Raw genomic sequence first — 19658 nt, forward strand, 5'->3', positions numbered from 1 at the left:
CAATAACATCGCAATTATACGGCTGAGTTGTAGGCGTGAAGCTTGCTCACGCACAAAAAACACTAATTTCAACTATAAGCCTTTAACCTTTAGCCTTTAGCCTTTAGCCTTTAGCCTTTAGCCTTTAGCCTTTAGCCTTTAACCTGTAACCTTTAACTTTTAGTCTTTAAACTTTGTTTATTAATCACTACCAAACAAATCGCGAGTATAAACTTTGTCAGCAATATCACTGAGCTCTTCAACCATACGGTTAGATACAACAACATCAGATATTTGCTTAAACTCATTTAAGTCTTTAATGACACGAGAATGATAAAACTCACTTTCTTCAAGCACGGGTTCGTAAACTACAACCTCAATACCTTTCGCTTTAATACGCTTCATTATGCCTTGTATAGCAGAGGCTCTAAAGTTATCAGACCCTGTTTTCATTACTAAACGATATACACCAACCACTTTAGGGCTACGCTTTATTATTGAGTCGGCAATAAAGTCTTTACGTGTAGTATTAGCATCAACAATCGCACCAATAATGTTGTTTGGTACATTTGCATAATTTGCACGTAATTGCTTAGTGTCTTTTGGTAAACAGTAGCCGCCATATCCAAACGATGGATTATTGTAATGATCACCTATGCGAGGGTCTAAGCTAACGCCCTGTATAATTTGCTTAGAGTTTAAGCCATGCGTTTCAGCGTAGCTGTCAAGCTCATTAAAGTAAGCTACACGCATTGCTAAATAAGTGTTTGAGAACAACTTAATAGCTTCGGCTTCAGTTGAGTCAGTAAACAGTACTTCAATATCTTCTTTGATAGCGCCTTGCTTAAGTAAGCTTGCAAATACACTCGCGCGCTCACTTTGCTCACCAACAACAATACGCGATGGGTATAGGTTATCGTGTAGTGCTTTACCTTCACGTAAAAACTCTGGCGAAAATATTAAGTTACTAACGCCTAACGTCTCTTTAATACCTTGCGTAAAACCAACGGGTATAGTCGACTTAATAACCATAACTGCATTTGGGTTATGCGCTATCGCATCTTTAATTACCGCTTCTACAGAACTTGTATTAAAGTAATTGTTTTCTACATCGTAATCAGTGGGTGTAGCAATAATTACAAAATCAGCGTTTTTGTACGCTGCTACTTTGTCGGTAGTTGCTGTAAAGTTTAAGTCACTACGTGTTAAAAATTCACTAATTTCGGTATCAACAATTGGTGATTTTTTATCATTCAACAGTGCTATTTTGTGTTCGTCTATATCTAATGCGACCACTTCATTGTGTTGTGCTAGCAACATAGCGTTAGAAAGGCCTACATAGCCTGTACCGACCACAGCAATTTTCATATTAATCCTTTATATTTAAAAATATTTTTATTATTTTACCAGAGGGAGCAGAGAAAACGAAAAGTTTATTATTTTCGTAAACATCCGAGCAACCACACCTAGCAGAGTGAATTCAATCAAGTGAAAATGCTCTCAGTTTTTTACTGTAGGTATTATGCACACAAAGACCCCTTAATGACTGGCAAAAATTGATTGGGCAGTAACAAACTAGTAGCTTATTTATTGACGTGTTTTGTAGGAAAAACAAGTTACCAACTTCAAAATTTTATAAATATCGGTCTAAATATAAGAGGCTGTAAAAGCACCTAAATTAGTCAAAGTGAAAAACAAAGCCATTCCTCATGAAGTCAATACCTCAATTTAGTTATGTAAGTTCTTTATCTAATAGTTCCCGCTATTAGAAGAAAACACTCCCCTCCCCGACAGCCCTTTTACCGCTTAGCTTTGCACCCGCCCCATTTTACCCATGAGACGCAAATACGCGCCGACTTAAGCATTTGAGACAGTATTGACCAGCTAAAACCTGTGAATAAACGCAGATAACCAAATAAAACAGGTGAATGAAAAGGGGCGCATAACATCTAGAATTTTAGGAAAAATCACTTTTAAAAGGCCTGAAAGACCTCAACGCTTTTTATAGTAAAATGTAGCTATTAAGTAAGTAAAGGCAACTGATATCTAAAGCAAAAGCAAATAAGCGTGCACGGTTACGCTACTAATTATGTTACTCGACTCTAGGATTAACACTGAGGCTTTTTACGGGCGCCTAAGCTAAGTTTAGGTGAACTCATTACAAATCGAGCTCCCTGCTTCACCCTAACTAGCGGACAATAAAGGTAGCACTATACTCCTATTAAATGCAGAAAAAGTAATACAAAAAAATAAAATTTAGGTATCATTAGATTTGATGAATATCTTAACGTTAAGGAATAAACAATTGAAAAAGATAGTAATAACTTATTTGTTAGTATTATTATTTACTGGATGTAAATCTACCCCTCCACCAAATATTAATAAATACGGTAAACCTTATTCTCCTGAAATAATGAAAAGCCCAGAGCAAGCCCAACTAATCAGGGCGCATAAATTGGGAAATTTAGCTGGGGCCAGTGAAGAAGCCGATAAAATAGCACGTAAATTAAGAGATGAAGGTTATCCACACGCTACTTATTATTTTTATGCATATTATAGCCATGATGATCAAAATGATTGGGGGTGTAGAAATTATATATATCCAGCTACACAATATAATTTTTCAGTGGGTTATGAATCTCGCAAAGTATTAAAAGATAGATTGTACTCTCTTGCTGCCGGGTTTTGCTCTCTTAGATATTCGCAAAGCAATCAATTAGCTGGAAAATTGGTTCAATTCGATGAGTACCTATTTTCAGAGAAAGATCCTATCGCTTTAGCTATGAAATTATCACTTAATTTAAAGCTTATTGATAAAGACTCATTTGTAAAAAAAATCAAATATCCTTATATTCCAGACGTGTACCGAATCGAAAAAGAGCAGCTTGAACAAATACAAATAACCAATGATGTAGGTAAATTATATGTTCAGTTCATTGATGCACACATTAAATATGTTCAGGAAAACCCTGATGCTAACAATTGGGGAGGTATGCTGACAAATGACCTTTGTAGAGGAGACGGCATAGAGTTCCCCATTCAGTGTAATAAAAAAGAAGCTAAATTCCTTCAGATAATAAAGAAAGATTTTCCATACGACATGCTTTTATTAAGCCTTCCTGAAATACTGGTATATAAGGGTCTTTCAGATAACTTAGCTGAAATTAAATTATATTTGGAAAAATTAAAGACTCTGCAAAAAGCAGGTTACAGAAGTTCACTGCTTAACTCACGTTTAGCTGATCTCTTGTACAATATAAAACAATACGAGGCTATTTGATTAGAAGAGTTATATATCAATGATATGTTTATTAAAATAATTTTAGATGTAAGAAGAGGGTCTACATTAAATGTGACCCTCTTTAGTATTTCTGAAACTACTCAAGCAGTGACAAACTCTCTCTCCTCTTATAAAAAAGTTTAAAATAGCCTTGTTGCATTTTTTAACGCGCCGTTCGGAAGGATAAAGTGTAAGCATCCTAGCAGCACCCCTAGCCGATTTAATTTAATCAATTAAAAATACTTGCAGGTTTTCGATATGGACATCGGGCTTAAACTAACAACACTTATGTTTGGCGAGTACAATCAATTGGGCCGTATTTCATTTAAGCTGCGTAGCCATTTTGCAGACTAACAATCATTTTTTTTATTAATTCACGACCACGGATTGTATGAATAACAGCAAGCGGCGGTGCGTTATTAAATTGTATGCTCTCTTGATTTAACCATCTATTCCAACGTTCAACACTTCCAAAGTAATGAAGACACACAGTGGCTACTTTGGCCAGCTCAACAATATTTTCAACGACTGTAATATTTAAAAGTTGACCACCTTTTTTATAATTGCCAATGTCCCGCGTATTTATACCGATCACTTTAAGGAATGTTTCTCTATCCCAGTTTAATTCACATCGCAATCTTTCAATGCTACTGATATCCAAACGCTGGCTTAAAAAATCGATTTCGTCTAAAGGATTTGAATTAAGATTAATTCGTCTATTGCTCAGCACATCTAAAAGGTCGGGATTATAATGAGGCCTAAAAGAAGTATGCATATAAAAACCTTACTTAAGCTGATTAATATTAATTTAATCTTAGCTTAACCACTTAACAAAGACCACTAGCCAAAGTATGGGCTATAAATAAAACAACTTATAGTGATACTGGTAAAATTCGGTACTTGAAGCTTGCTAGAAAAAATAACTAATTAACCCTGCTGGCCCTTACCAAAATAAGCTCGTTGACACCTGACTTAACACAAAGCTGAGCTTATGACCTATTACGTTAAACACGGAGTAAATGCAAAGTCCCCTAACTTACAGCACTAAATAGAAATGTTTATAACTATCATGCTTCACTTATAAGAGAAGGCAATTCGGATTGTGCCGTGAGATCCACCCAAACTCTGAGGTGATAACATGGTTGAGCATATTAATGCTTATTTTGATGATATACGTTATTCAAGCAGGGTAATTTTTTCGCAGTTCCAAAAGAAGTTAAAAATTCATAGATTTATTTTAAGCTACATTTAATCCACATTCCTAACGTCGTATGCATTCATGGATTTAATCCATTTTTTATAGCGATATGGTCTGATCCACTCTACTTATCAGCTAGAATGCGAAGCCATCGATTAAATACCTATGAATCACTCTTTAAGTATATATCAAAGAAGCTCTATTAATACTTATTAAGCTATATCAAAGTTCCAGCGGGAGACAGCATGAGTAAAGCTCTTATTTTTTGCGAGCTTTGGTTCACGTTAGAACTCTTTTCTACAAATTAAATAGTATGAAGCTGGGCCAAAAAACCATAAACAGTTCGTCGCCGAACTCTTTTTCCAAATTGAATAGTATAAAACCAAGCCGAAAACCCATAAATGGTTCGTCGCCGAACTCTTTTTTACAAATTGAATAGTATAAAACCAAGTCGAAAACCCATAAACCGTTCGGCGCCGAACTCTTTTTTCAAGTTGAATAGTATAAAACCAAGCCGAAAACCCATAAATGGTTCGGCGCCGAACTCTTTTTTTCAAATTGAATAATATAAAACCAAGTCGAAAACTCATAAATGGTTCGGCGCCGAACTCTTTTTTACAAATTGAATAGTATAAAGCTGAGTCGAAAACTCATAAATGGTTCGGCAGCGAACTCTTTTTTACAAATTGAATAGTATAAAGCTGAGTCGAAAACTCATAAATGGTTCGGCAGCGAACTCTTTTTTACAAATTGAATAGTATAAAGCTGAGTCGAAAACTCATAAATGGTTCGGCAGCGAACTCTTTTTTACAAATTGAATAGTATAAAGCTGAGTCGAAAACTCATAAATGGTTCGGCAGCGAACTCTTTTTTACAAATTGAATAGTATAAAGCTGAGTCGAAAACTCATAAATGGTTCGGCAGCGAACTCTATTTACAAGTTACGCAGTATTTAATTTAACGTATTCAATAGCCCAATTGCATTTATAGCAGTCAAAATACTTTAGCTATTTTATAACTTGCAACACTTTAAGCGTTATAGCCATATTGTCTACGCCTTTCTTAAAATGAATAATAGCGTGTCTAAAATGAACGATTTAATGACACTATTTACGTTTTTGAGGTAAATCGACAAACTTCAAAAAAGGTGACAAATCAATGATACTTCATCAGTAACTTTTCCCCCTTCATATGTATAAAATATAAAAAGAATCTTATTCACCATCTTCAAATCCGCTTTAAGCATAAAAACAGAATAATCACTAAAAATTGAAATAAAAGTAATTTATTTAAAATCAATTTGCGATTAGCTCTGTATTTATGAAGCTAATTATTCCTTTTCTGTATTTCTAACAAGGTAACTTTTTTAATTCTGCTTCGATTATGTAGGCCTTATTAGCATGACTTAATCGTCATAGCAGTAAAATTAAAGTTTTATGATCCTTTAATAATTAAAACGTATGGAAAAACGAATTTATGAAATACAGACAGAAATCGATCCCACTTTCAAAGGCTGACTTAAAAGCTCACCCGCTTTTAATTGAACTGACAAAAAATGATGTGATACAGCTAAAAGCCAATCAAAGTATTCATGCATTGCCAATTAAAGTCGTGCAATTGTTACTAGATTTGTACCCTTTAGCTGTCACTACCGATACTCACGACGATAGTTATTTAACGCTTGCATCAAGTGGTATGTTTGAGCGCTTTAAAGCACACCCGCTAAAAGCGAAATTAAATATAAAATTACAGATTTATCCCCAAGAAGCCGTCGAGTATGTACTTGCAACTACATTGCTATACGACCACGCACTAACACTGTCTTTGAAAGCTAACTTAAGCACAAACCTGAAACGCCGGCTTAGTTGTTTCGAAGAACAAGGTATACCAATACCTAAACAACAGGTATTGGCTAATTTAGCCAATACCTCGCCTTCTGCTTTTCGAAAATGAGGTGCCAAGCATGAGTTTAACTGACCATATTGCAAGAAGTAACCGTTTAAATAATTCCGGTGGTTGTTACCCTAATGCATTAGCGCATGCCACAACCTTAGCCATTATGTTGAAGAAGCTGGCTAAGGTTGACGCTAAAACTCGCCCGGCGATGACCGCGGTGGCAATGTTTATGTGGCTAACACAAGACTGGAAACAGATTAGTACGCCAAAAGATATTCCTGATTTTGTTAAAATATCTGGCGCGACTCCCTGTCAGGAAAACACCTTTAGAACTTACTTTGATGGCACACTATCGTGGGCTGAGTATGCGCGACCTTGTAAGTACAAAAAACATATTATGTATTTATGGCAGCCTATGCCTACGTACTTAAATACATTTTTTCAAAAGTTTATTAGTGTTCAATCTTACGATACGCCTTTTTTAAGCCTAACTGGCAAAGTACATTTGTTTGAGCTGATGAAGTCTACTTGGAAAACACCAAGCACATTAACAAAGCATCCGCGAATTCACAAAGATACGTTCCAGCATTACTTTATTAATTGTGCTCGAGCCGACAATACACTGGGTGCGATTGTTCGCCTACAGCTTATTGCACCTGATAAAGCACATCATACTAGCGCGATGTATTACCAGCAGCTCAATAGTGATCGTATCCGCTATAAGTTATTTGATGCGCATAACCGCTACTTATCACGACTCATAGACGAAGCAAGGAACGCTCAACTTTTCGCGCATTTTGAACTTTTTCTAAAAGGGATTTCTATAAACCTTATTAAAGCGTCAATAAAAAAGGCTGGCTATTTATCGCAACCGGGGGAGATAAGTCAGTTTGAACTTGATACCGCACAAAATGGCATTAATAAAAAACGTATTCCAGCAACTTTAATAGGTAGCCTTCGCTCACTTGAAGATAACCACGTCAGTCAGTTTTTCCACGAACTACATACATTAGTCGAAAGTGCTCTCCAAAGTACGTTTGTAAAAGCCGGCAGTAAAAATACTCAAAACGTAAATAAGTCAGCGTTACGTGACTACTACAATTATGCGACCTATCGCATTGCACTGCTATTTATTGCTCTTACAGGCGCAAGGCCTACACATAGCATCAGTATTTTATCTGTCTACTATTCAGATTCTGATATTACCTTTATTAAAGATAAAGGACGCCTTAGACAACTCATACTCTGTGATTACCTGCAGCAAGAAATTAAGCAGTACTTATTATTACAATCAGTTGTTCGCTCGCAACTTAATATACATACAGAATTAGATGAGCTTTGGTATAAGTGTGATGAAAAAAACACACCAACACCACTGACTAGTCGCGAATTACGCTTATTTATGGCAAAGGTTTGGCCTGGTATTGTGCCTTACCAGCTACGTCATTTCTTTTGTCATTGCGCTAATAGCCATACATTTTCAGAAAAGCTATTCGATCAGGATATTGACCGTCTCATGGGGCATGAAAACCTGGGAGAGCGCCTCGGAAGCGATATGTTGTTTCCAGCTCGATTCGATGCAATGAAAAGCTATCTAAATTCTCTACCAGAGCGTCTAGGACTGAAGGCTTTAGTATATGTCTGAAAGATTAATAAATCTGCACACTAAACAAATCTCTGATTATTTGATTCACTTTTGGCCACTAAAGGTCACTGAAGACGCAATCTTTTGGGTATTAGATCGTTGGCAACTAGCAGAAAAGAAAACGCGTATTGTCGATAATAGCGATCTTAGGTGTATCAATCGGCAGATCAATACTATTCCAACAGGAAAACAACGAATATATCGGCAAGCGCTTGAAGGGATTCTTTTTTATTTAGCTGACATCGCTCATTGGCAAGTCCCTGAGTTTGTTAAACACACAATAAACGACACTAATCTTAAATACTTTGAGGAACTTGCAAAAGGTACTGCGCATGCACAGCTAATTTATTCTCGCTACCAGCAACAAAAAACTTATTTTTTTGATACAAGAGGGACATTAACACCTAGCTTTATGGCATTAATGATAGGGTTTGAAGTGGCTCCCTTATTACTTGCGCATATCAGCGCTATTTTAAATAATCCAAATTCGATTATAGATAAAGAAGATAATCCACGCCTTGCTATTACTCACATGGGGTATGGAGCAGATGAATTAAGAGCAACTCATTATTATTTATCGATCGAAAGCTATCGTTTCTTAGAGAATTATTATGCGCAATCACCTCCAAGAATAAGCTCAAAATGTTTGTATGCAGACTTATCAAGTTGGTTGGAAGAAAATGGGTTACCGGCCTGTATTAGAAAGCAAATATGGCCGAAACGATTTCAAATCCATTGGTATCTTCGTTTTCAGCTACCGCCTGTTTTCATTAAGGATTTGGCTAACCCTGAGCGACATGTAGGCCTGTCAAACACCATTACGGCATCCAAAATAAAAGAGGCTGATATTTATGCCATTGACTGGGATACGAAGTGGTTTGATTCATTAGCTAAATCACAAAAAAAAATACGCTGGCCACACGAAATACTACTTAAACATTCAGAAAGCTTGGAAACTATCGAAACACCTCCTTGGGATGCCAATAATATTCTACCGCGCTTGTTGTTCGATTATACGAAACAGCTACTCGTGTATGGAGGAGTTAAGAAAGCGATCCTTGCACTCGGGTCTATTAAAAGTTATACCTCGCTTAAAAGTAAACTTGAGCCCTACCCGCTATGCTACGCCGATGCTATTAGTGAAGAGGTTATTAATGCATGGGCCAAAACTGTCTATGACTCGATAGACTCCGACAATGTAAAAGTAACCTTCTATAACTTTTTACGCTTTTTAAGCTACCAGGAACAAACGGATACGCTTGATTTATCCAACTTTAGTTCGCCTCTAGTACCGCCTTCGGTGAGTCCTGCTCGATTAAACATAGACGAACTTGATCACCTAATTAAAACGCTTATAGATAATAAATCTAAATACCCTTTTCGTAGTCTGTTTTGTACGATCGCTGCGCTATTGGGATTTTACGCTATGCTTCGCCGCGGTGAAGTTCTGAGATTACGCCGTAAAGATATTCGATTTAAACCACGTACTGGGCTTTTAACCGTTACCGTTGCTAATACCCCTGAAGGCAAAACAAAAGGTAATACTTCACGAGAGATATACACCACAATCCCTAAACAGTATCGTCAATTGCTTATTTATCTATTTGAAATTAAGAAACACTCTGATCGCGATCAACCTTTGCTTGGATTTGAAGGTGAAAAATATCATTCGCGGCAGCTTTATTACTTATTACCCGTGTCACGAGCATTGCGCTGTTTGTTTGGTTCGCACTTTAACTTTCATCATTTAAGACACAGTGGGGTACATATTTTTATGCTGCAAACACTACATTGCGTAAGTAATACACCTGATGAGCTACGAGGGGAAACAATACTTGAGTGTGAATTCCTATCTAGTAAGGCAGTGAGTATACGCTTTGATTATTGGTTTGAAGGCAGATCCGTGTGTGAGATTAATGATGCCGCACTTTTAGATGAAATGGGTCTGCAAATTGGCCATATTCACTACAGCACGACACGTTGGTCATACTTACACGATATTGAATGGTTGCTACCTATCGTTAGCCGTACTCATTCACCGTATATATCTCGTGAATATACTCACAGTGAACTGCGCTATTTATTTGGGCTAAAGCCTAATTCTAACGACCTATCCCGTATATTACTTAAGCTGAGTCCTGATTATGCCAATAAAACACTGGGACAAAAACGTAGTCAACCTGTAAGACTGTGCGATAACAAGCTCAGAGAGGTCATATTTGGCCAAGGGGTCCAAACAAAAAAAACGCTATCAACTGTTGATTATGCTTTAGCTTGGCAAAAATCAATTAATAACAGTAAACGCACGTTACTCGGCTTCATATTTAAAGCCATGCTAAAAAATAAAGCCCTCGACTTATATTCACTGAGCTTTATATGGGGTAATGGCAGTAAGCATCATATTCAACCGGTTTCTAAAAAGCAGCATACAGCTCTAAGCAATCTACCTCCCGTTGCACTTTCTGATGATGGCCAATCATTACAAATCACGCTGGCCTGCAATAGCAAAAACGCTCGTGCATTTACCACCGCTTTTAGACATAGCGATTGGGGTTGGTTAACGAGTAAATTTGTATTATCAGTCAATCGAAAAATCAACAGCGACCGACAACTACAGTTACTAAAGAAACTGTTTATTCAGAAAAACGAAGTTGTTCAAATCTATAAACAATCAGCAGGAAAAACTCAGCTGACTATTTATTTAAGTCCCAAAACATCACTTCCCCCCAATGTGCTCAAATTTGCACAAAATTTTATTCAGTCTTTCCAACCTCATGAGGTTCAACAATGAAAATGATTATTCCCCGTAATAAAAAAGAGCTACTTAAAAACATAACTGAAAATATTGATACTCGTTATGCTGATAGCTCAGCAACAGTATTAATAAACAAGAAAGAACGTTCTTTAACGTTAGTCACCGGTCAAAAACCGCTGTTTGCGCATTGTGTTTTTATACTTGATAAACGATCGACCAACCTAAAAGACACGACGTTTTCTATTGATGGCAGCTACGCAAAACAGCTACCTTACTACTTTGCATCAAACCAAGATATTGAATTAGGCTTTCAAACTTCGTCAACTAACTCCTCTTTCATAGAGTTGTTTCAAATTGGCCTCAAAGACAATCAAGCAACATTACGTCGATGTGAATGCAGTGATACTTTTAAAGAACATTTAACTTACCTTGAAGATAATAAGAAGCTCCCAACCACTATCGTCTCCAAATCAGTTATTGAACGTATAGTTTTTGAATCTACAGAGCATATGCCTTTTGAACTTTGTGAACTGGATAAGAAACACCAGCGTATTCGAGTACAACGCGATGGCAAAGTAGAAGACAAGCATTTATCCAACGACATAGAACTGCCTATCTCTATGGTTATGACACCTGAAATTACTAAACAATTAACTGACTTGTGTTACAGCACAAATAGTAATGAGATTGAAATAGCCCAACAAGGGGAATTACTCATATTTAAAGTAGATGAAGGTTCAGTAACCAGCTCTGTAGTTGGGCTCAACGAGTTTCATACAAAAACGCCAGAAAAAACACAGACTCTACAGTACGCTGAGTTAGACTTTCATGCATTTAAAAAAGAACTTAGACACTGTTTTATATCGTATGGAGTCATCAAAAAAGCAAATGACGCATTGTTGTATTTGAGCAATGAAGAAGCTGCAATTGCTGTATTTACAGGCCCATATAAATTTGTTTACCGTGTAACGGTATCAAAAGTAAGTGGTAAAAAGAGTAATAATGGTTCTCTGTATCGCTTTTCACCCAGAGACTTACTAAGTATAAAAATCAAAGATTTAATTGGTGCTACAAGTACGCGGCTAGAAATTATTAAATATCAAAATGGTGAACTGAAGCTAGGGGTGTATTACTCACTAGAAGATAAACTACCTTATCGTAGCATTGCGATAGAAAAAAACGAAAGCGAGCTACCGAGGGTGCTAGCAATGCTTGAAAGTTTTAATAAAAACCAAGGTAATACGCAGCATGAGAAACAAGAAGTACAAGAGGATTTATTTGCTTTCTATGCTGATGAAGGGGAAGAGTATTAACACAAAAACACTGGACAAATAAACAGTTACTGTTATATTTATTAGTGTATTTTTAATCAGTTGTGCGATTTCGTACCTAGTGTATGGTATTAGCATGATTGGGGAAAATACCAATTCGCTTAATTTAGTAAGCTATTGTGAAGCAAGAAAACCGTGTCGAAAACAAGGCAAAAATTTTGTTATTTAGTGGTTCTAAATCAGAAATTTTTAACGCTGTTAGCGTCAGGTCTAATACTTCAGATTGATTACGTATTATTGCGAGTTGGTATCTTATAAGCAGTTGGGGTAAAGAGGCTGGCACCTCCCTACCCCGTACCGGCTGCGATGACTTTGAACCGACCCAGCCGATGGCTTAATTCTAACGAATTCCATTGGTGAGGGATAGATCTATTTATAGATCGACTAACTAATGGAGGCCATTATGGCTCACATTCGTATTCGCCCGAATGGGCGTATTCAATTTGATTTACACCTGTATGGGCAACGCTTTCGTGAAGGCACCAAGCTCATAGCAACGCCGGCTAATTTAAAAAAAGCCAATACCCTACTCAAAAAAATGAACGCGGAAATTGATTTAGAAACGTTTCAATACCGTGATTATTTTCCTGAGAGTAAAAAAGTAGCGAAGTTTGAAGCTCTACAGCGCAGTAAACACCCCGATCGCCTTCACCCATTTTTTAACGACTACGCCAATGAGTGGTTCGATCGTCAAAAAGCCAAATGGAAAAGCAGCTACCAAAGCGTAGTACGCAATACGCTCGATACCTATTTGATCCCTGAATTTGGTAATATATTGGTAAGCGAAATTACATTGGCCAATGTAGATTATTTTCGTAAAAGCTTAACATTGATAGAAAAGAATGGCCGACGAAAGCTCACCAACAAGCGTATTAATGGCATTTTATGGCCACTTATTGCGATTTTAAGCTTGGCGGCTGAAGAGCATAACTTTCCTTACCCTATGCGCCGATACAAAATACTTAAAGAAGAGCGCGCTGACTCTAACCCATTAACGGCTGATGAGGTTCAACGGTTTTTAGAAGCAGTGCCTACACAGTGGCAAGATTACTTTAAAGTGCGTTTTTGGACAGGTATGCGCAGTTGTGAGGTGCACGGCTTACGTTGGGAAGACATTGATTTTAACCATCGTCTTATTCGTATTCGCCATAATTGGGTTAATGGTGAGCTGTGTGATGTAAAAACACCTAAGTCACGCCGTGAATTAAAAATGTGCGATACGCTCTATACACTATTCAACCGCTTAAAAGAGCAAACAAGTAGTGACTTTGTATTTACTCATAAAGACAACCCACTCGTTAATCACTTTGTGAGTAAACAGCTGTGGTATCCCACATTAAAAAAAGCGGGATTAGCACGTAGGCGCCCTTACGAAACACGCCACACTGCGGCTGTGCTGCATATTGCCGCACACGAAAACCCGCTTTATATTTCACATATGTTAGGGCATAGCGATACACGTTTATTATTTGAGGTTTATGCGCCATATGTAGCTAATGCATCTAGGCAGGATGGGTATGCATTTAATGAAATGATGGTTGAGCGTGGGATTGCTTAGCAGGGTTAAGTTGGGGTATGCGTGCTTCTAACCGCATTAACGTTTCCAAATAGGGATATTTGTAATAACGCCTAGATGACACTCCAACAGAGCGTATCTAAAAATAGCGTAGGGAGTGAGTGTACACTCACTCCCTACTAGTAATACGTTTTACAATAACGCTTTAATTGCACTTGCAATATGCTCAGCTTGCGCTTGCGAGGCCACCGAATCGGTAGACTCAACCATAACGCGGATGAGTGGCTCAGTGCCTGATTTTCGCAATAAAACACGCCCAGTGTCTGCCAATATACTTTCGGCATCAAGTACAGCTTGCTTTACTGAATCAGTATCAAGTATTTCATCGGCATTATTTTGTGTTAAACGCACATTGAGAAGTACCTGAGGTAGTTTTTGCATACCCGCTACGTAATCTTTTAATGATTGCTTTTGCTGTATAAGCGCGGTTAGCACTAAAAGTGATGCAACTATACCGTCACCCGTGGTTGCATAGTCTAAGTGTAGAATATGCCCAGAGCCTTCACCGCCTAGTTTCCAACCGGTGTTTTTAAGTTGCTCAACAACATAACGGTCGCCTACTTTTGCACGCTTAAATGGAATATCCATGTCTTTAAGCGCAAGCTCTAAGCCCAGGTTCGACATAAGCGTACCTACAACACCGCCGTCCATATTACCTTGTAACTTCGCCGCTTTTGCCAGAATATATAAAATTTGGTCACCATCAACAACGTTGCCCGCATCATCAACCAGCATTAGCCTGTCGGCATCACCATCGAGCGCTATACCCAAGTCTGCATTATTAGCTACTACGGCAGATTGCAAGCTATCTAAATGGGTAGCACCGCATTGCTCATTAATATTTAAACCATCGGGTTTGTCATTAATGCTGATCACCTCAGCACCTAACTCTGAATAAACATTAGGGGCAATGTGATACGCTGCGCCATTAGCGCTATCTACAACTATTTTTAAGCCTTCAAGGGTTAAGTCTTTGGCAAATATGCCTTTACAAAATTCAATGTATCGGCCCGCGGCATCATTAATGCGTCTCGCTTTACCTAAACGCTCTGAGCCAACACACTGCATTGCATCATTTTTTAATGCTTGTTCAAGCAAGGCTTCAATTTCAAGCTCCTGCTCATCGTTAAGCTTAGTGCCAAAGTTATTAAAAAATTTAATCCCGTTATCGTAGTAAGGGTTGTGCGAGGCACTAATTACAACGCCGGCATCGGCTCTAAACGTTGATGCTAAATAGGCAACCGCGGGGGTAGGCATAGGGCCAACAAAGGCAACATTAACACCCGCCGCAGAAAGGCCTGCTTCCATTGCCGACTCAAACATATAACCGCTATTACGTGTATCTTTACCGATTAAAATCTCTTTAGTACCGCTTGAGGCTAAAACCGTACCTGCAGCCCAACCAAGTTTCATTGCAAAATCTGGCGTGATAGGAAACGTGCCTACTTTGCCTCTTACACCATCGGTACCAAAATACTTACGTGACATGATTATTTCCTTTTAAATTAAAAACGATTTTAAGATGAGCTTTAAAAAGCAAAAAGCGCGAGTGCTACTCACGCTTTTGCCAGCTTTTAATACACTAAACCTGTATACCTCTAGATATTCTAAATAAAACACTCATATTTAACACGGATTAGTATTACTTAGCAGTTGAATATTCTTTTTCTGGTAAGTTAAGTATACGTCTGCAAAAATTAATTACCTTGCAATGGTTAACCAATATTACTAGGTAGCCTATAAAAACAGCTATAAACCCATAAAACATAATGTATTCTGGTACTAAAAGCACTTCACCTGCAATACCTATACTTGCAAATACTGAAGCAATAAAACAGATTAAACCTAATGTTTGTAATGACGATAAACCTAAGCGCTGGCAAATATGGTGCAAATGATCGCGGTCGGGTTTAAAAGGAGATTTACCTTGCTTAACTCGGCGTATCATTATTGAAACCATGTCCATTAACGGTACTGCAATAAGCCATAATGCGGTTACTGGGCGAATCATTGGGTTACCTTCTGTTTGGCTTGCACCAATTAGCAACCAAATAACAGTAAAACCAATCATCATACTACCTGCATCACCCATAAATACTTTTCGTTTGTGGCCGACTAAACCTAAGTTCATTAAAATATAAGGGATCATGCAAACAACTAATAATATACATAAGTAACTTAAACTTTGCTCACCAGAAAGCGATAATAATATACCTACACTGCCAAATGTGACTATTGATAAGCCGCCTAATAACCCATCAATACCATCAACCATATTAAAGGCATTAATACAGCCTATAACAGCAAAGACAGTGACTAAGCCACCAATGATGCCTAGTTCAATAACACCAAAGCCTAATAGGTTTCCTAAGCTATACAACTCTGCATTAGCAAAATAAATCATAGCAACTGATATCAATGCTTGTACTAACATACGTATTTTAACACTTAAATCAAAGCGATCGTCCAGTGCACCAACTGCTGTTAAACCACATATACATAGCATATATAAATTAGCATGATTAATCATACCGGGATGTGAGTAAATATAATTTATGATAGTAATACATATAGCAATCCCCCCCACCAATGGAATATTTCCTGAATGTAGCTTACGCCCAGAAGGTTTATCAACAAGACCAGCTTTACGTGCAACCTTACGCATTAAAAATAAAATTGCAAAGGCAATAAAAAAGGTAAAAAGTAGGTCAATTAACATCTAAGCTCCATTCTATATATCAATTATTTTAAATAACTTAAAACTTTGATCACCAAAGTAGTATGTTAAATATTTTTTTAAAGTGCGAAAAGTCTTTAATTTAATAGTTAGTGCTAGCACCATGAAAAAACAGATGCAGATAACTCATATTACCGCCCTCAATAAAGCCGTGTTAACATTATCTCATTAACAATACAATTATATTTATGCTATTTCCGGCTAAGGCTTATGATACAAGAGCTTTAAACCATTATATACACGAACCCATCCTGTTGTTGTGCGCTAATGACAATGATGAAATTAACGCCAAATAAAAGCCTAGTAATGAAGAGTATATAATATGACCAGAGATAAAAGACAAAGATAAAATAACAACAAAAATAAATCTAACGAAAATCAAAAACCTAGTATCATTATTTACCTTACGAAAAAAAAGAGAAAAAGCTATATAAAACCAAAAAGAATAAACTAAAACAGTCCCTACTATGCCAAAAGTTAATAAAGAGTCTAACAGATCTATTTCCACAATTAACCTTGGATATTCTGGAGACATTTTAGTCTGGAAGTAGACAAACCCCCCGCCAAAAAGTTGCTCAAAGAAAGAGTAGTCTTCTAAGAAAATAAACATAGCAGCCTCAACACGCTCTAACCTTCCACTGAGTAAGAAAGATATAAGAGAGTCTGCTTGGCTATAAAAGAATTCCCAACGTGCCACATAAGCCGATATAACATTATGGAATAATAATGAAAATATTGAAATAGACATTAATGAAATCGACAGTACGAATACTACATAGGATTTAAGACTATAATTGCTCCTGCAAGCTTTTTTTAAATATAAATAAAAAGGAAGTACAACAGTCACAGCAATAGAACCCAAAAGTGCTGCTTTAGTGCCTATAAGGAAGGCAAAAACAAAATTAAAGACTGATAACAAGAGTAAAAGGAATAAAGATTTTTTTTTCTCTAGAAGAAAAAACAACACTACTGAAGAGAGAATTATAAAGATAGGGCCTAACTCATTACCAGCAACAAAATAGCCTGAGTAGCCTATTGAAACCCCTTCACTATTGACTCCATACAATGACTCCCCCAAGCCAATAATTGATAACGCTATAAATAAAAAGAAAATAAAGTACAAATAACAAAGGTAATTAATAACTACTGAGAAATCATATTGTTTAACTTTAAAGTAATTTTTGAAGAATAAAAATACTAAAGGAAAATAAATCACTTTTGTCACAAAAATGAAATTTTCAAATGTGTATGAGTAATCTCGAAAAAACGCAACCAAGATAGATAGGAATAATGGAAGAAACAAAAAAATTAAGAATAGACCAAGCACCATTCTATTTACACTATAAATGAAGTTAATCATATATAGAATCAAAGTCATTTTTATAACTACTGATATAGGGAAAGAAAACCCTAATTCAATAATGATAAATCCTTGAAACTGATCTAATATTAGTGGCAAAAATGTCAAAACAGCTAAAGCATTAATACGTCGCATTTACTACTTACCAAGCCTAAGATGGTTAGCTAATTTCGTGGAAATAACTTTGTAAGCAAATTGAAATAATACAAGCTGTCTTTTCCAACGCCATGGCTCTTGCACGAGCCGGTAAAACCACTCTAATCCATTATTGATGAAAAATTCAGGGGCACGATTTATATTGCCACTTATAATGTCTAGCGCACCACCACAGCCAATGAATAAACCTTTAGCACCAGAGCTTGTACATTTATAAGCAAAGTATTCTTGCCTTGGAGAGCCCAGTGCCAACATCACAATTTGAGGCTCGCTTTGTCTAATTTGTTCCAATGCCTCTTCTTCAGGCTGGTATCCATGTAAATTACCGACAATATCAATATTAGGATATTCTTGTTTTATTTTAGTTACGGCTTTACTATGAATATCAGCTTTAGCGCCGTAAATAAATACTCGCCAATGATATTCATTTGCTTGTTCTAAGGCTAAAGTAGGCATATTAATTTTTTCGCTAGTGCTATTATGAAATAATTTGCCAGATAAAACAGCACCAGCACCATCTGGGTATGGGTATAAAGCGTTATCAATAACGTTTCGAAGAACTTTATCTTGTCTATATCGATAAATTTTTTCAGCGTTGATAGCTACAAAGTAACCATTAACCTTGGTATCGATAAAATGTTTTATATCTACTTTGGCCTGCTCCTCATTGATTAAGTACACGGGACAGTCAAGCACTTTATTTTTTTTCAAAACAACTCTCCAAAAAACGTTGTAGTTTTATAATTACTTCATGTCGTGAATACTGTCCTGCCGTCTTAAAGGCATTCATAGACAAGTCTTGCTTAGCTCCAAGTGAAAGACCATTAAATTTGTTTAATTGGACTAAAAGATCTTTATGATCACCTTTTTTAAATAAATAGCCGTTTAAATTATTATGTACGTATTCTGGTATCGGCCCATAATTACTAGCAATAACTGGCAGACCATATGCCATAGCTTCAATAGGTGATAAACCTAGGCTTTCAAAGTATAAAGTTGGAAAAACTAACACATGTGCAGATTTATAAAACATTACTAAATCTGATTGTACTACTTCACCAATCAAATTTAGTGTTACTAAAGGGTTAGCTACTTTGAAATTAAATTTTGGGCACTGCTTACCAATCAGTATCAGAGATATCTTAAAATCAACCTCTTCTAATGCTGATTTTAAAACGCTTAGACCTTTAGCCTCACTTATTTGACCAATATATAAGCAGCATAGCGAGTCCGTTGGTTCTGAGAAATACTTTACTTTCTCAGGTCTAAATACTCCTCCTGAGGGAGAAACAAAAAAGTTAGACTTGCAAAGGGTTGGCGAAAGCTCCTTCACTCTATCTAAAAAAGCACGAGAAGGAACAACAACGCCATCAGCAACCTCAAGTGCATACTCATTAATCTTGTGAATACTGCTATTTGAGAGAGCAGGGAGTAAATAATCACTGCCATGCAAGTTAAAGACCAGTTTTTTCCTAAATATATATTTTGCTATAAAGCCTAAAAGGGCTGTACGTGATATAAAGTGGCAATATACGATATCTATTTTTTTTGTTAATAACAAATATATAAATTTACAGTAAAGATAAATGTAAGGCAGTAGCTTACCGTTTGTACGCGTCATCGCGCACAAGTACACTAAATTTGATTCATTATTAGTAAGTCCTAGGTGTATATTCTTAACAAAAACACCATAAGAGGTGGCACTTTTATTTGGGTACATATTTGTAACTAATAAAATTCTCATA

At 36.7% G+C, this 19658-nt stretch carries 13 protein-coding genes; 6 read left to right on the forward strand and 7 right to left on the reverse strand.

Annotation, left to right across the window (positions count from 1 at the left end):
- Positions 1-180: 180 nt before the first annotated feature.
- A complete protein-coding gene (locus I6E85_RS02510; RefSeq protein WP_197236531.1) occupies positions 181-1347 on the reverse strand; it encodes a nucleotide sugar dehydrogenase in 1167 nt (388 codons plus the stop codon).
- A gap of 937 nt (positions 1348-2284) precedes the next feature.
- On the opposite strand from I6E85_RS02510, the gene I6E85_RS02515 reads away from it, so the two are divergent.
- Positions 2285-3259, forward strand: a complete 975-nt coding sequence (locus I6E85_RS02515) for a hypothetical protein (RefSeq protein ID WP_197236532.1) — start codon at positions 2285-2287, stop codon at positions 3257-3259.
- Between the two features lie 325 nt (positions 3260-3584).
- On the opposite strand, the gene I6E85_RS02520 is transcribed toward I6E85_RS02515, so the two are convergent.
- Positions 3585-4034, reverse strand: coding sequence for an antitoxin Xre/MbcA/ParS toxin-binding domain-containing protein (locus I6E85_RS02520; RefSeq protein WP_010555242.1), 450 nt, complete (start codon positions 4032-4034; stop codon positions 3585-3587).
- A gap of 1899 nt (positions 4035-5933) precedes the next feature.
- Between I6E85_RS02520 and I6E85_RS02525 the strand changes: the two genes are divergently transcribed.
- The 5 genes from I6E85_RS02525 (at position 5934) to I6E85_RS02545 (ending at position 13642) form a co-directional block, all read left to right on the forward strand.
- Positions 5934-6410: a hypothetical protein gene (locus I6E85_RS02525; RefSeq protein ID WP_197236533.1), complete on the forward strand. Its 477-nt coding sequence runs from the start codon at positions 5934-5936 to the stop codon at positions 6408-6410.
- Positions 6411-6420: 10 nt separating this feature from the next.
- A complete protein-coding gene (locus I6E85_RS02530; RefSeq protein WP_197236534.1) occupies positions 6421-7998 on the forward strand; it encodes a hypothetical protein in 1578 nt (525 codons plus the stop codon).
- On the forward strand, positions 7991-10789 hold the full coding sequence (locus I6E85_RS02535; protein WP_197236535.1) for a site-specific integrase: 2799 nt from the start codon (positions 7991-7993) through the stop codon (positions 10787-10789). Before I6E85_RS02530 ends, I6E85_RS02535 begins: the two co-directional genes overlap by 8 nt.
- Complete coding sequence (locus I6E85_RS02540; protein ID WP_197236536.1) at positions 10786-12066, forward strand: hypothetical protein; 1281 nt, start codon at positions 10786-10788, stop codon at positions 12064-12066. The genes I6E85_RS02535 and I6E85_RS02540 overlap by 4 nt, the downstream gene beginning before the upstream one ends.
- 421 nt (positions 12067-12487) lie before the next feature.
- Positions 12488-13642 carry a DUF3596 domain-containing protein gene (locus tag I6E85_RS02545; RefSeq protein WP_197236537.1) on the forward strand — a complete coding sequence of 385 codons (1155 nt, stop codon included), beginning with the start codon at positions 12488-12490 and terminating at the stop codon, positions 13640-13642.
- A gap of 150 nt (positions 13643-13792) precedes the next feature.
- On the opposite strand, the gene glmM is transcribed toward I6E85_RS02545, so the two are convergent.
- From glmM to I6E85_RS02570, 5 genes are all read right to left on the reverse strand, one after another.
- Positions 13793-15148, reverse strand: a complete 1356-nt coding sequence (gene glmM, locus I6E85_RS02550; protein ID WP_197236538.1) for a phosphoglucosamine mutase — start codon at positions 15146-15148, stop codon at positions 13793-13795.
- A gap of 154 nt (positions 15149-15302) precedes the next feature.
- Positions 15303-16379, reverse strand: a complete 1077-nt coding sequence (gene wecA, locus I6E85_RS02555) for a UDP-N-acetylglucosamine--undecaprenyl-phosphate N-acetylglucosaminephosphotransferase (RefSeq protein WP_197236539.1) — start codon at positions 16377-16379, stop codon at positions 15303-15305.
- A gap of 250 nt (positions 16380-16629) precedes the next feature.
- The gene (locus I6E85_RS02560) at positions 16630-17892 is read right to left on the reverse strand and encodes an O-antigen ligase family protein (RefSeq protein WP_197236540.1); all 1263 of its coding nucleotides are present in this window, start codon (positions 17890-17892) and stop codon (positions 16630-16632) included.
- A gap of 3 nt (positions 17893-17895) precedes the next feature.
- Positions 17896-18624 (reverse strand): WecB/TagA/CpsF family glycosyltransferase, encoded by a 729-nt coding sequence (locus tag I6E85_RS02565; RefSeq protein ID WP_197236541.1) that lies wholly within the window; start codon positions 18622-18624, stop codon positions 17896-17898.
- Positions 18611-19657, reverse strand: coding sequence for a glycosyltransferase family 4 protein (locus tag I6E85_RS02570; RefSeq protein WP_197236542.1), 1047 nt, complete (start codon positions 19655-19657; stop codon positions 18611-18613). Before I6E85_RS02570 ends, I6E85_RS02565 begins: the two co-directional genes overlap by 14 nt.
- Position 19658 lies beyond the last annotated feature (1 nt).

The organism is Pseudoalteromonas sp. NZS71, from assembly GCF_015864715.1.
Lineage (GTDB): Bacteria > Pseudomonadota > Gammaproteobacteria > Enterobacterales > Alteromonadaceae > Pseudoalteromonas > Pseudoalteromonas arctica.

Bases quoted from the DNA above. Each gene is read 5' to 3' on its own strand.
- I6E85_RS02510 (WP_197236531.1), bottom strand. From the start codon at position 1,347: ATGAAAATTGCTGTGGTCGGTACAGGCTATGTAGGCCTTTCTAACGCT.
- I6E85_RS02520 (WP_010555242.1), bottom strand. From the start codon at position 4,034: ATGCATACTTCTTTTAGGCCTCATTATAATCCCGACCTTTTAGATGTG.
- I6E85_RS02525 (WP_197236533.1), top strand. From the start codon at position 5,934: ATGAAATACAGACAGAAATCGATCCCACTTTCAAAGGCTGACTTAAAA.
- I6E85_RS02530 (WP_197236534.1), top strand. From the start codon at position 6,421: ATGAGTTTAACTGACCATATTGCAAGAAGTAACCGTTTAAATAATTCC.
- I6E85_RS02535 (WP_197236535.1), top strand. From the start codon at position 7,991: ATGTCTGAAAGATTAATAAATCTGCACACTAAACAAATCTCTGATTAT.
- I6E85_RS02540 (WP_197236536.1), top strand. From the start codon at position 10,786: ATGAAAATGATTATTCCCCGTAATAAAAAAGAGCTACTTAAAAACATA.
- I6E85_RS02545 (WP_197236537.1), top strand. From the start codon at position 12,488: ATGGCTCACATTCGTATTCGCCCGAATGGGCGTATTCAATTTGATTTA.
- glmM (WP_197236538.1), bottom strand. From the start codon at position 15,148: ATGTCACGTAAGTATTTTGGTACCGATGGTGTAAGAGGCAAAGTAGGC.
- wecA (WP_197236539.1), bottom strand. From the start codon at position 16,379: ATGTTAATTGACCTACTTTTTACCTTTTTTATTGCCTTTGCAATTTTA.
- I6E85_RS02560 (WP_197236540.1), bottom strand. From the start codon at position 17,892: ATGCGACGTATTAATGCTTTAGCTGTTTTGACATTTTTGCCACTAATA.
- I6E85_RS02570 (WP_197236542.1), bottom strand. From the start codon at position 19,657: ATGAGAATTTTATTAGTTACAAATATGTACCCAAATAAAAGTGCCACC.